The sequence below is a fragment of the Cupriavidus basilensis genome, from assembly GCF_008801925.2.
Taxonomy (GTDB): domain Bacteria; phylum Pseudomonadota; class Gammaproteobacteria; order Burkholderiales; family Burkholderiaceae; genus Cupriavidus; species Cupriavidus basilensis.
Genome location: NZ_CP062806.1, coordinates 253,528 through 267,126 on the forward strand (window position 1 = coordinate 253,528; position 13,599 = coordinate 267,126).

Genomic DNA, 13,599 nt, shown 5'->3' on the forward strand with positions numbered 1-13,599 from the left:
CTCAGTCATCACCTTTCTGGCTTTCCAGATCCTTCAGCATGGCAACCTGCCTCCAGTCCGGAAGGTCGCCTCCCCCCTGGAAGCCCGTGCGAATAGCGGCGAGGACACGGCGCGCATCGTCTGTCCTGCCTTGTCGCGTCCATAGGCCGGCCAGGCTCAGCGTGCCTTGCAGTTCCAGCGCTCTTGCTCGCTGCGCATGGGCTACCGCAATTGCCCTGTGAAAACACGCCTCGGCATCGCCTTGGGTCTGCGTGGACGAGCCGTCCTTCGATTGCTGCAACATCAGTTCGCCCTGCAAGCGATGCAATCGCGCCTTGTCGACCTGCTCGCCGGATTCGTCTGCGATCGAGAGTCCATCGGCGACGTGCTCGAGCGCGGCTTCGGTTCGTCCGGCCTGCCCATAGGCTTCGGCCAGCAAGCCGAGCAGACCCGGCCTTCCGAGCGCAGCGCCCGTCATCTCGCATGCATGGAGGCCGTGGAGTATCCGGGCAATCCCGTCCTCGTGACGGCCCGTGTGAGCCAGGGCCCAGCCTTGCAGGATGGCGCCGAGTCCGAGAAAGAAAGGCAGCCCTTGCTCGTCCGAGACCGCAATGGCCGCCTCGGCATAGTCGCGGGTCAGGTCGTACTCGCCCCTGCATTGATGGACCTCGGCCGCAAAGACCAGGCAGAGCGCAAGGTTGTACGCGTCAGGGCGTGCGCGGGCAAGTGCGACGGCATCATGGGTGTATGACCGCGCCTGATCCGGCATGCCGAGGTACCACAGCGTCCATCCCAGCGCTGCCGTGGCGTGCACGGCCGGGTCGCGCCCGTAGCCGAGAAGATAGTCGTACGCCGTTTCGGCCGGGCGCTGCAGGGCGAGCACTTCCGCCATATGTGTGCGGGCTTCGTCGAGCAGGCCAAGGCGGAACGCGGTAGCACCCAGCGTGCGATGGGCTTCCGCGAGATGCCCGGGCTTGCCGCTCTTCGACGCCAGATCTAGCAGGCGCTTGCCCAGCGATTGGGCTGTCTCGTACCGGGCGCGCAACTGATAGAACGTCCACAGGCCCACCAGGGCAGGGAAGACGTATTGGGTTTGCCCTTCCGCTTCACAGAGCGCCAGCGCGCACTTGTAATTCGATTCCACTTCCGGAGAGGCCTGACCGCGGGCCGACGTGAGGGCCGGGCCGAGCGTCAGCCGCAAGGTCAGTTCCTCGCGTGCGCTTTCCGGCGTGATGGACCCTTGCTTCTGCAATTCGATGGCGCTGGAGAGTTGGTGGATCGCTTCGGTCAGCGCGGAACGCTGCAGCGCTTGCTGGCCGGCGCAATGCAGATACTCCACGGCCTTCGGAAGGTTGCCGCTCTTGCTGTAATGATGGGCAAGCTGGCTGCAATAGTCTTTCAGGCGGCTCTGGAACAGCGTCTCGATTGCCTGGGCCGTGCGTTCGTGCAGCGCGCTGCGTTGCTCCGAGAGCAGGGAGTTGCCGGCGACTTCCTGCGTCAAGGCGTGCTTGAACGCATATTCGATGTCGGGATAGGCGAGGCGCTCGTAGATGAAGTCCGCTGCCTGCAGGTCGGCCAGAAGCGGGCGCAGCTTGTCTTCCGGGAGGGCCGTGACCTGCTGCACCAGTGTCAGCGGAAATTCCTTGCCGATGATGGCCAGTACCTGCAACAACTCCTTGTGGCCGAAGGCGAGCCGGTCGATACGGGCGGCCAGTACGCCCTGCACGGTCGTCGGTATGTGCAGGAGAGAAGGGGCCTTCCCGATACGGTAATTGCCGGGGTGACCGAGCAGCGCCCCTTCCTCGACAAGGGTCTGGATGACCTCCTCCATGAAAAAGGGATTGCCTTCGGTTTTCTCCAGGACGAGCCGCTTCAGGGACACGAGGCTGCCGTCATCGCCGAGCAACGCGGTAAGCAGGCCCTGGGCCTCGCCCGGCCCCAGTGGCTCCAGCCGAAGTTGGGTGTAGTAGGCCAGGGTGCTCCAGTCATGGCCATGCTCGGGCCGATAGTTGACCAGCAGGACGATCCTCGCCCCTGCAACGTAATCGAGAAAGAGATCGAGGAAGGCCCTGGTTTCGATATCCAGCCATTGCAGGTCCTCGAAGATCAGCAGCAGCGGCTGGTTGTCGCTCTCGCGAACGAGCAGGCTGGCGATGGCGTCGAACGTTCGCTTGCGCCGGACCGCGGTGTCCATGTTCGACAGCACGGAGTCGGATTCCGCGGTGCCGATCAGGTAGAGCAAATAGGGGAGATGGCTCTCCAGCGAACGGTCCAGTGCAAGCAGCTTCCCCATGACCTTTTCACGGCAGGCGCGGTCGCTGTCCTCGGGCGTAATCTGGAAATAGTTTTTCAGGAGTTCGATCAACGGCAGGTAGGCGTAGGCCTTGCCGTGGGAGACCGAGAACGTCTCCAGCAAGAGCCAACCCTGGCTGGAGCGGGCTTTGAACTCGTGGAACAGCCGGGACTTCCCGACCCCGGCTTCTCCCTGGACGCCGACGACCTGCCCATGTCCTTCCCCGGCGACTGCCAGTGCGGCCTGCAGTCGCTGCATCTCCTCCTGCCGGCCGACAAATCGTGCCAGTCCACGGTGTGCCGCGACCTGAAGGCGTGTTCGTAACGTGCCAAGGCCCTGTACCTCATACACATCGAACGGCTCGCGAACGCCCTTCACCTGCGTGGTGCCCAGGGCCCGGAACGCGAAGTATCCCTGCGCCAGCCTGTACGAAGAGGCACTCACGAGGATGGAGCCGGGGCGGGCCATGCTCTCCATCCGCGATGCAATGTGGATGGTGTGCCCCACAGGATCGTAGTCGGTGTGCAGGTCGTCCTTGCGAATGGAGCGCACCACGACTTCGCCGGAGTGAATGCCAACGCGGATCTCCAGCGGAACGCCATGGTCCAGCCGGACGATGTCGCTGTGACGGCGCATCGTTTCCTGCATGCGCAGGGCCGAGTAAAGCGCACGCAGCGCGTGGTCCTCGTGTGCAATCGGGGCGCCGAACAAGGCCAGGATGCCGTCTCCCAGCAACTTCACGACGTAGCCCTCGTAGTGGTGCACTGCGTCCATCATCAGCGTCACCACCGGGTCGATCAGGCGCCGTGCTTCCTCGGGATCGAGATCCTGGATCAAGGCCGTAGAACCGGCCATATCGGCAAACAGCGCGGTGATCGTCTTGCGTTCGCCGAACGTCCCGTCGCGGGCTTCCGTGGCGGTCCATTCCGCCAGGATGCGCTCCGCGAGATGGGGCGGCGTGTAGTGGACAGGAGACAGCGGCCTGGCGATGGAGGCACCGGATGTTCCGGGTGTTCCGGGTATTCCGGACACGCGATCGGTTAGTGGAATGCCACAGGCCTGGCAATACTTTGCGGACGGGCCGACCTCTTCGCCGCAGGCTGCGCACCGTCGCACGAGCCTGGACCCGCACCCCTCGCAGAAGACGGCATGTGCAGGATTCTCGAAACCACAGTTTGCGCAGAGCATGTCGCCCCCTCGCCGTATGTCGCACGCCCTGAACCATTAGAGACGTGTTCGGCCATTGGGGCAAGCAGGGTGGCAGCGGTGCAGGTGAGGAGGACCCGCATTTCGGGCGGGTCCCGCGAAGCGCGAGGTGGCAGCGGTCAGCCGCGCGCTGCGCGCTTGATCGGCTTGCCGGCTTGCTGGGACGGCTGGCGGGCAGGTGCCGGTTCCGTTACGGCCGGTACTCGGGGAACCGCGCGCAACGTGCCGTGCCCGGCCCCAAAAATCAGATCCTCGACCGTATTCCAGTAGGCGCCGACGACCGCCGGGTCGGATGCTGAGAGTTTGCTGGTCGCCATCATCTCCGCACCAAAGGTCGACAGTGCCGAAGTCAGGCTGATCATCAGATAGTGCAGGATGGCCGGTTCGACGCGAGGCAGGGCCCCGTCGTCCTGGGCTTGCCGGATCAGCGGCAACAGCCTGTCGATCATCGGCTTGAGTATCGTATCCGCCAGCCATTGAAGGCGTGGGCTGTACTCGAGAAACTCCTGAAGCATGAACCGGTGGAATGCCGGGAAATCGACCGTGAATTTGAACAGGGCACGATACAGCAGCCTGATTCCCTCCATTGCATTGGTGGGTGGTTCCACGGCCAGGTACCCCTCCCAATCATCGCGAATCTGATTGAACACATGTTCGGCAACCGCTTCCCACAGGATGTCCTTAGTCCGGTAGTGGTAAGTGATCAATGGATGCTGCAATCCAATCCGCTCGGCAATCCTGCGGATGCTTGCCGCCTCGAAACCCTTCGAAGCGAATTCGGCAAGCGCCGCATTCAGAATGGCGGTCCGGGTCTCCTGGGCACGCTGCTGTTCAGCGCGCTGGAGCTCGGGCGGCCGCCGGCCCCGTCTGGTCTCGGTCTGGCTGGAATCCGTCTTCTTCACCATCGGTCCTCCCGCGTTGTTAGTAGTCTGGCCACCTTTGGCCGGTCACTTTACGGTCGTATTATATAAGACCGATGGGAGAGGGCGCTCGCACGGCTGGCCACCTCCTGACACGGATGTAATTCCCTGCTTTCAGCCGCTGTCGGCCCTGCGCTAGTTAAGCGCTTACAGACAACCCTCGTCGGCTTTATGCCATTCCCAAGTGCACAAAACGCCCCTAGGGAATCTCCTACTGCCGACAAACTTTACGCTCGGAAAATTTAATACTACTCTGATTGCAGGTTTCGTGAATCCGGTCGCAAGGGAGGGGCAATGGGAAAAACAGACGTTCGGGTCGATATGCGGGAATTTCTCAACCGCATGCCGATGGGCAAGCAGCAATGGGCGGTGTTTTTCGTCTGCTTCGCTGCCACCGCGATCGAGGGTTTCGACACGATCGTGATCGGCTTCATCGCACCGGCCATCAGCCAGTCCTGGAAGCTATCGAGCGCTGCGGTCTCGCCACTGGTTGCGCTGGGACTGTTCGGCTTGTTGATCGGCTCGATCGTCGGCGGCACGCTGGCCGACCGTGTGGGACGCAAGGCGGTGAGCGTGGTGGCGATCGCATGGTTCGGCATAGCCGCCATCGCGTCGTGCGAGTCTCAATCGATTTCCCAGCTTATCGCCTGGCGCTTTGTGACTGGCCTGGGCATCGGGGCAGCGATGCCCGCCACATCGGCGCTAGTTGCGGAATTCACACCCGAACGCTCGCGCGCCGCCATGCTGGCCTCGATGTATTGCGGATTCCTGTTCGGAGCCGCCGCGGCCGGCTTCGTCACGTCGGTCGCCATCGGGCCGCTGGGCTGGAGAGGCATGCTTCTGTTGAGCGGCGCTTTGCCACTCGGCGTGGTCATCCTGCTGGTTTGGCAGGTGCCGGAGTCCCCGCTCTACCTGGTGGCAAAGAACAAGGCAGATGCCGCTGTGAAGCGGGTGATTGCAAGGCTCTTTCCCAGGGCTGAATTGTCTGGCGCGCGGTTCTTTCTTTCGATGCCCGCCACAAAGCAGTCCGGCCTACGCGCACTGCTGGGAACGGACTATCGATTCGGCACGCTCCTGACATGGTTCGCCGAGTTCGCCGGATACCTCGTCTTCTTCCTAATCGGCAGTTGGTTGCCGACGCATCTGAAAGTGATTGGACTATCGATGCACGACGCCTCGAAACTGGCCTCGATGTTCCAGTTCGGCGCGCTTGGCGGAGCCATTCTCTTTGCCATCCTGGTTCGCCGCTTCAACGTTGCCGCCGTGATATCGGCCGCATTCGGCGCGGGGTCGTTGCTAATCGTTGCGCTGGGGATGTCGGAGACCGCGCCGTGGTATGCGGGGGCGGTGTTCCTTGCGGGGCTCGCCATCGGCGGCCCGCTGATCTGCGTCAACACCATACCGGGAATCTTCTATCCCACCGCGTTTCGCGCGGCCGGTGGCGGCTGGACCGTCTCGATCGGCCGGCTGGGCTCGATCATCGGCTCCGCACTGATTGGCTGGATTGTCGTCTCGAACCTTCCCTACTTCGCCGTGTGCGTTGCACTGTCGGTGCCACTGCTGCTGGCTTGCGCAAGCATGGTCGCCATGGCCCGAGTGCTGGCGGGAAGGCACGGTGCGTCCGTCGAATCCATCAAAAGTATCCGCCCGGAGTCGTCAATCGCGGCCGACTGAAACCCTGATCCTATCCCCCGGTATTCCAAGGAAATCGACATGTCAACGAAGAAGATAGATACGCACCAACACTTTCTGCCCAAGCTGTATGTCGACGCCGTGGGGCTCGATATATTGCGCGCAGCGATGCCAGGTGGCGTCGCCCCAAGCTGGTCAGCCGAGGCTGCAATCGCCATGATGGACGAAAACGGCATTGACGAAGGCATCCTGTCAATTTCCTCGGGGCCAGCCATTCCGGACGCCGCCACGTTGCTGAGGAAGTGCAACGACCACGCCGCGGAACTCCGCAGCCGGTACAAGGGACGGTTTGGTTCGTTCGCCAGCCTGCCGCTCCCCGATGTCGACGCTTCATTGAAGGAGGTCAGTTATTGCCTGGACCAGTTGAAAGTAGATGGCTTCATTCTCTTTACCAACTACGGCGGAAAGTACCTGGGCGACGAGCATTTCGTTCCGTTGTTGGAGGAGTTCGACCGGCGCGGCACTGTGGTGTTCGTCCACCCGAACCAGCCGCCGCATGACGTACCGTCCGTCGCGCCCGCGTCGGTGCTCGAGTACCCGTTCGAAACGACGCGTACCGCCACGAGCCTGGTCATGTCGGGTGCGATGAGCCGTTACAGGAATGTGCGATTCATTCTGTCGCACGCGGGCGGCACATTGCCGTTTCTCGTGCCGCGACTCGCGTTGTCCATTTCCATGATGCCCGAAGTAGCCGAGCGCGTAGGCGACACATACGCGGCGATCCGGTCCTTCTACTTCGATATGGCGCTTTCGGGCGGTACTCCGCCGTTGGCCGCGCTTGCGCAGGTTGCGGACCCCGACCGCATCCTCTTCGGCACGGATTTCCCGTTCGCGCCGACATTCGCCATCCGAAATTTCGGATCGGCACTGGATGAAATCGACATTCCCGGGGTCGAGATGACAAAGGTGTACGGCCAGAACGCCTCACGCCTCCTTGCACGCTAGCTGTACGCAGGCGGGGAGGAAGGCCTGCGATAGAAGCCGCGAAGTCTGGAGCAACGCGGTGGAACGAAAAGCATTGGACGCCAATGAGCGCCGATCCAAGGTCTCGGTATAACAATTCAAGGGAGACGAAAGTGAAAAAATCAGTAATGCTGTTCGGACTGCTGGGCACAGTTGCTTCTGCCCAAGCACAGTCTAGCGTTACGCTATATGGCGTAGTCGATGCCGGCCTGGAGTTCGCAAACCATGTCGCGCCGTTATCTACAGCCGGCTTCGGCCCAAATCCTGGCCCCGGCAACAACGTCTTCCGCCTGAACTCGGGCGGTTTTTCCGCGTCGCGTTGGGGGATTCGCGGCACGGAAGATCTGGGCGGGGGTCTGAAGAGCATCTTCGTGCTGGAAAGCGGCTTCAGCGTCGACAACGGGACCTCACTGCAGGGCGGCCGCCTGTTTGGTCGCCAGGCGTTCGTTGGCGTAACACATAGCACCTTCGGGCAAATTACGTTCGGCCGTCAGTACACATCGCTGCTCACGGCCTTGGTGAACTTCCTGCCGATGGCGGCCGCTATACAGTACGAGCCGACACCATTGGCGGCCGGCAACAACTACCGTGAGGACAACATGGTGGCCTACACCGGCGTGTTCGGCCCGGTGACTGCATTGGCCCATTTCTCGTTCGGGACCGGTCTGCCGAACCTGCCGGCTGGCACGATTTCATTTGGCGGGAATGGTGAAGTTCCAGGTGCGTTCCGCCGCGACAGTGCCTTTGGCGCTGGTGGAATCTATTCGGCGGGTCCGATCGGCGTTGCCATTGCGTATGACCAGTGGAATCCGTCGATCAACAACGCCGCGGGTGTATTTCAGGGGGCCACGGCAACGCTCAAGAAGGCATCGGTCGCCGCCAGCTACTCCTTCGGGCCGGACGTCAAGATCATGGGTGGCTATCGCTGGGGAAGGGCCGACAACAATGGTACTGGCAGCCAGTTTGAGCGCGACGACTACTACTGGATCGGCGCTGACTACCAGGTGACGTCTGCCGTGCAACTGATGCTTGAGTATTCCTACGACAACCTCAAGCGGGACTACTTCAACAACACCCACGCCCCGAACCCGTGGCAAATCGCATTTCTCGTAGACTATAGCTTCTCCAAGCGAACCGACGTGTACTTCAGTACTGCCTATGCCAAAAACGCGGGCTTGACGCTGGACGGCGCCAACACGACCCAGCTTGCAACCACGTTCGCCTCCGGCAATAGTTACATCCTGGGTACTGGCCAAAGCAACATGCTGGGTGTGAGCGTGGGAATTCGTCACAAGTTCTGAGTGCGCAGGGAGACAGGCAAGGAAGACCCGCGGTGATCGTATGCGGGCGACGCTTAGGCAAAACAAGGAAGAACTACGGCGGCGCATGCACGAACCGATCCCTGCACAAGGGCAATGGCTAAGGCAGGTGGCGTGCGGATACTTCGCGTACCCTCAGTACCTGCGAACTCGCGAGCACTCGGTGCGTTCCAATACCACGTCGTTGACCTGCGGCGCCGCAGTCAAAAGGATCGCATGACGCGGACGCGAGTCGAGATGATCGCGGATGCCTGGCACCCGCAGTCTCGAATCCTTCATCCATGGCTCGAACGGCGTTTTGCCGTCAAACACCCAAGGTAGGACTCCGGTGCCCGAATCGGGCACGCCGAGATTTGTGCGCGGGGCAGTAATGGGCTTCCTACCGCGATATCCCATCCGGGTTCCCCTTGCGCTGGACTCAGCCAGCCCCCCCATTCCCCTTTGCCTTGGCCAGCGCATTCCTCCTGGGCGTAGCGGGTCCCCAGCTTCGACATAGCCCTGAAGACTCGGCGAACCGAAGGCATCGTCACGGCACAACGACTCAAACGCGTCGCCGAAGTTTACCTTGAAAACTTTACGTTTGTGAAATATAGTGGTTTCGACAACGGCAGACACCGGCGCGCCGCCGAAAGCAAGGCACCGGCTTCCCTGTCGGTGGAAGGCAGACATGAAAACGAATATGGAGCGAGACATGGTTGAGGAGCGCGACGTCACGGTCACGATGCGGGATGGCACTCGTCTGGCGGTCGACATCTATCGGCCGGATGGCGATGGCAGGTATCCGGTGCTATACGCCTCGGCGCTGCACAACAAGGACCTTCAAGGGCCCGACATTGCCGACGTGCTGCCCCCGCAGCCGGCCCATGCACCGCTCTGGTTCGGGCCGATCGAGGCGGGAGACACGCGCCGCTTCATCGCCAACGGCTACGTGCACGTCATCGCGCAGCCGCGCGGATCCGCCAAGTCGGAAGGGCACTACGGCGAGGAGAACACCGACCACTACGACATGATCGAATGGATCACGAAGCAGCCATGGTCGGACGGCAATGTCGGCATGGTGGGGATCTCAGGCTTCGCCGGAGAACAATGGCGCGCCGCTGCGCAGGGTCATCCCGCCCTGAAGGCCATCTTTCCATACGACGCGTGCAGCGCCTATGGCGGCATGTTCGGGTTTCGTGATTTCAATCCCGGCGGCGTGATTCACACGTTCCCGTACCTGCTAGACGTCTTCAGTACCGTGCATGAATCACGCAGCATGCCGGGCAAGCTTCCGGAGGAACAGGAAGTGCTCTGGCGTGCGGCGATGACGAATCCCGACTACAAGATGTACATCAATCTGTACAACATCCTGACCCAGAAGGGCCAGCGTACATGGGTGATGTATCACATCATGACGAACCCCTGGGAGGCCGAGGGTACGCTCCAACGCGCCGAGGAAACCTTCAGGTCGATCAAGATTCCCTTTTACACGGGATCGGGCGCTTACGCGTACACGTACAAGCTGCATTGGCTCGGCGCCCAGCATTACTTCAAGAATGTCGACCAGCCCCGCAAGCTGATCTTCACCGGGCCAGCCCACCTGGAGCGTCCATTCCACCAGTACCACGATGAGGTGATTCGCTGGTACGACTATTGGTTGAAGGGCATCGACACCGGCATCATGGATGAAGCGCCGGTCCGGTATTGGGTCATGGGCGCCAACGAATGGCGCACCGGTAGCGACTGGCCGCTACCTGAGACGCGATGGACTAAGTATCACCTGTCGAGTTGGGAAAAGCTCACTACTGACGCGCCCCGGCCCAGGGCCGATGTCGGCAATGCACAGCGCGAGCCAGATGTGTTCACGCAGATGCCGCTCAAGATGACCATGAAGGTCGAGCGACTGCGATACATGACGGACCCGTTGCCGCGCGACGTCCTGGTTGCCGGCCCGATTTCCCTCACGCTCTATGCGGAGATCGACCAGGCCGACACGAACTGGATCGTGGTGCTGAAGGATGTGGGGCCCGATGTATCGGTCGTCACGGCGCGCGTCGGCGAACGCAATGTGCCAGACACGCTGCCAGAACGCGAACTGACGCGGGGCTGGCTGAAGGCGTCATATCGCGAAACCGACCCTGACCGCTCCACGCCGGGCGAACCGTTTCACAAGCTCACGAAGGACGCGATCAAGCCGGTAACGCCGGGCGAGATCGTCAAATACGAAATCCAGATACTGGCGACGGCCAACCAGTTCAAGGCCGGCCATCGCATCTGCCTCGAGATCTGCAGCCTCGACGTACCGACCGGGACCGGCGCCATGACGGACGTCGAGTACATCCCCTACCACGTCTGTAGCAGCAACACCGTCACCCACAAGGTCTACCGGGACGCGGACCATCCGTCCCACTTGCTCCTGCCGTTGATTCCGCTGACGGCGCAGGCCTCCTGAATTGGCATTCGGCGGAATACGTGCATACCAAAGGACAAGATCATGAAAACCATTCGATTTGAACGCAAGGGGGCCGTCGGCATTATCGTACTGGCGAACCCGCCCTACAACCGCCTCGACACACGCTTCGCGGAATGCCTCGACGAGGCGGTCGTCGAAGCCAGCCAATCCGATATCCGGGTGCTGGTCGTCCGCGCCGAAGGTCCGAACTTCAGTCTGGGCGGCGAGGTTCGCGAATGGCCAGGAAAGGACCTTAACTGGTTCCGGACGTTCGTTGCACACGTGAACCGGTCCTATCGCGCGATCGAGGGGCTGAGCGTGCCCACTGTGGCGATCGTGCAGGGCGCCGCATTCGGTGGCGGATTCGAGCTGGCACTGAGTTGCGACTTCATCGTGGCGGCGAGCGACGCGCGCTTCCAGTGCGTCGAGGTCACCACGGCCATGCTGCCGATCGCGGGCGCGCTGCAACGGCTCGCCGAACGTGTGGGACGCAGCCGCGCTTCACGCTTCGCCATGCTCGGCGAACCCATCCCGGGGAACGTGGCGGGCGAACTTGGGATTGCGACTCACGTGGCGGAACCCGATTCGCTCGATCGAGTTGCGAACGAACTGGTTGCGCGCCTGGCCGATGGGCCGACGCTTTCCTACGCGGCAACCCGGACGCTGCTGAAGGCGTGGTCGAGCGGCGGCGCCGCCGCCGCCGATGTGGTCATGCTGGACGTGACCATGGGCCTATACAAGACCGAGGACGCCATTCGCGGTTTCGCCAACACCGCAAAGGCATTCGATGCCGACGAGGTGCCGCCGGATATGGTGTTTTACGGCAAGTGAATGCAAACGTTGCGGCCCGGCTTGTAGATGCAGCCCCGCAGGTCTTGCTCCGCGCAGCACATAGCGCAATGGACTCCTTCATATGTGCTGTGTCTTTTTCGTTTCAGGCCATAGGGGATCCGATTTCTGATGGCCGCCGAATCAGGTATTTCGCTGTCCGCTAGTCAGTGTGCGACGGCGCTTGGATGGTAGGAGATGAGTCATGCCCGAAATCAAGACAGATGTGCTGATCGTTGGAACCGGTCCTGCGGGTTCGGCGTGTGCCGCACTCCTTTCGACCTACGGGATCGAGAATCTGGTCGTCAACAATTATCGCTGGCTGGCCAATACGCCGCGCGCGCACATCACGAATCTGCGCACGATGGAGGTGCTGCGCGATCTGGGAAAGGAAGTGGAACAGGAGGCATATCTCCACGCGACCAATGAGGACCTGATGGGAGGGACCGTCTTCTGCGAGAGTCTCGTCGGCGAGGAGATCGGACGCGTCCCGAGTTGGGGGTCCCATCCGCGGTCGAGGGCCGAGCGCAGGCTGTCAAGTCCCTCAAAGATGAACGATCTTCCGCAAACGTTCATGGAACCGATTCTGTTCAAGACGGCTTGCGCGCGCGGCACGCAGGCCCGGATGAGCACGGAGTACCTGTCGCATACACAGACCGACGATGGGGTGGTTACGCAATGCCGCGACAAGCTGACGGGGGAGGAATTCACCGTCAGCTCCAAATATCTGGTCGGCGCCGATGGCGGAAACTCACGGGTCGCAAAGAACGCGGGCCTGCCGTTCGAAGGGCAGATGGCCGTGCGAGGTTCCATGAACATCTGGTTCCGGGCGGATCTTACCGAGCTGGTCGCGCATCGCCCTGCGGTCCTGTATCCGATCATGCAGCCGGGTGCAGAAGTTGGCGGAATCGGGATGGGCCTGATCCGCATGGTCCGGCCCTGGCACGAGTGGCTGATCGTCTGGGGCTATGACATCAACGAGCCGACACCGGTGGTTGACGAGGCAAGGGCGACCGAGATCGCACGCCAGTTGGTGGGAAAGCCGGACCTCGAGATCGAACTGCTCGGCGCGAATACCTGGACGGTAAACAATATGTACGCCACGCGCATGCAGGATGGACGCGTGTTCTGCATGGGCGATGCAACCCACCGGCACCCGCCATCGGGCGGACTTGGATCGAATACCTCGATCCAGGATGCCTTCAATCTGGCCTGGAAGCTGGCGGCAGTCATCAAGGGTCAGGCTGGCGAGGATCTGCTGCAGACGTACTCGGTGGAACGCGCGCCGATCGCGAAGCAGATAGTGACGCGCGCCAACCAGTCGATCGCCGAGTTTGCGCCGCTTTACGAGGCGCTCGGCATCGCGGAAACGACGGCTGCGGAAGTCATGCAGGCCAATATGCACGCCCGCAGCCAGGCGACCAAAGCGGCCGAGACGCAGCGCGCGGCCATTCGGGAAGCGCTGGCATTCAAGCGCTATGAACTGGATGCGCACGGCGTAGAGATGAACCAGCGCTACAAGTCCAGCGCCGTGGCCACCGATGGCAGCGACGAGCCGGCCTTCGAGCGAGATCCGGAACTGTATTACCAGGCGACGACATACCCGGGTGCGCGAATTCCGCATGCGTGGGTCTTCGATGCAAAGGGCCGCCAATTTTCCACGTTGGACCTGACGGGGCATGGCCGTTTCACCGTCCTGACCGGGGTGGGTGGCGAAGCCTGGCGCGAAGCCGCCGAAAAAGTCGGCAAGAAGCTCGGCCTGCAGATCGATGTACGGATCATCGGCCCGCGCCACCAGTATGCGGACCATACCGGCGACTGGGCGCGCGCCCGGGAGATCGGCGACACAGGATGCGTGCTGACGCGGCCGGACCATCACGTTGCCTGGCGCAGCTTTGCCCTGCCGGCGGACCCGGCCGCTGACCTGCTGCAGGTCATGTCGGGCTTGCTTTCACGGCAGTAAGGGAG

The 13,599-nt window shown here is 62.0% G+C and carries 8 protein-coding genes; 6 read left to right on the forward strand and 2 right to left on the reverse strand.

The annotated features are described in order from the left end of the window. Position 1 precedes the first annotated feature (1 nt). Positions 2-3,460, reverse strand: coding sequence for an adenylate/guanylate cyclase domain-containing protein (locus tag F7R26_RS38770; RefSeq protein ID WP_150984813.1), 3,459 nt, complete (start codon positions 3,458-3,460; stop codon positions 2-4). 137 nt (positions 3,461-3,597) lie between these two features. Next, positions 3,598-4,383 carry a TetR/AcrR family transcriptional regulator gene (locus F7R26_RS38775; RefSeq protein WP_150984814.1) on the reverse strand — a complete coding sequence of 262 codons (786 nt, stop codon included), beginning with the start codon at positions 4,381-4,383 and terminating at the stop codon, positions 3,598-3,600. Positions 4,384-4,692: 309 nt separating this feature from the next. Between F7R26_RS38775 and F7R26_RS38780 the strand changes: the two genes are divergently transcribed. From F7R26_RS38780 to F7R26_RS38805, 6 genes are all read left to right on the forward strand, one after another. Further along, positions 4,693-6,072: an MFS transporter gene (locus F7R26_RS38780; RefSeq protein WP_150984815.1), complete on the forward strand. Its 1,380-nt coding sequence runs from the start codon at positions 4,693-4,695 to the stop codon at positions 6,070-6,072. Between the two features lie 39 nt (positions 6,073-6,111). After that, positions 6,112-7,035 (forward strand): amidohydrolase family protein, encoded by a 924-nt coding sequence (locus F7R26_RS38785; protein WP_150984816.1) that lies wholly within the window; start codon positions 6,112-6,114, stop codon positions 7,033-7,035. Positions 7,036-7,181: 146 nt separating this feature from the next. Next, the gene (locus F7R26_RS38790) at positions 7,182-8,354 is read left to right on the forward strand and encodes a porin (protein ID WP_150984905.1); all 1,173 of its coding nucleotides are present in this window, start codon (positions 7,182-7,184) and stop codon (positions 8,352-8,354) included. A gap of 709 nt (positions 8,355-9,063) precedes the next feature. Next, positions 9,064-10,803, forward strand: coding sequence for a CocE/NonD family hydrolase (locus F7R26_RS38795; protein WP_170301791.1), 1,740 nt, complete (start codon positions 9,064-9,066; stop codon positions 10,801-10,803). 42 nt (positions 10,804-10,845) lie between these two features. After that, positions 10,846-11,634, forward strand: a complete 789-nt coding sequence (locus tag F7R26_RS38800; RefSeq protein ID WP_150984818.1) for an enoyl-CoA hydratase/isomerase family protein — start codon at positions 10,846-10,848, stop codon at positions 11,632-11,634. A 202-nt stretch (positions 11,635-11,836) separates the two neighbouring features. After that, positions 11,837-13,594, forward strand: coding sequence for an FAD-dependent oxidoreductase (locus F7R26_RS38805; RefSeq protein ID WP_150984819.1), 1,758 nt, complete (start codon positions 11,837-11,839; stop codon positions 13,592-13,594). Positions 13,595-13,599: the final 5 nt, after the last annotated feature.

Coding starts and splice junctions, on each gene's coding strand:
- F7R26_RS38770 (WP_150984813.1), bottom strand. CDS start 3,460: ATGCTCTGCGCAAACTGTGGTTTCGAGAATCCTGCACATGCCGTCTTC.
- F7R26_RS38775 (WP_150984814.1), bottom strand. CDS start 4,383: ATGGTGAAGAAGACGGATTCCAGCCAGACCGAGACCAGACGGGGCCGG.
- F7R26_RS38780 (WP_150984815.1), top strand. CDS start 4,693: ATGGGAAAAACAGACGTTCGGGTCGATATGCGGGAATTTCTCAACCGC.
- F7R26_RS38785 (WP_150984816.1), top strand. CDS start 6,112: ATGTCAACGAAGAAGATAGATACGCACCAACACTTTCTGCCCAAGCTG.
- F7R26_RS38790 (WP_150984905.1), top strand. CDS start 7,182: ATGCTGTTCGGACTGCTGGGCACAGTTGCTTCTGCCCAAGCACAGTCT.
- F7R26_RS38795 (WP_170301791.1), top strand. CDS start 9,064: ATGGTTGAGGAGCGCGACGTCACGGTCACGATGCGGGATGGCACTCGT.
- F7R26_RS38800 (WP_150984818.1), top strand. CDS start 10,846: ATGAAAACCATTCGATTTGAACGCAAGGGGGCCGTCGGCATTATCGTA.
- F7R26_RS38805 (WP_150984819.1), top strand. CDS start 11,837: ATGCCCGAAATCAAGACAGATGTGCTGATCGTTGGAACCGGTCCTGCG.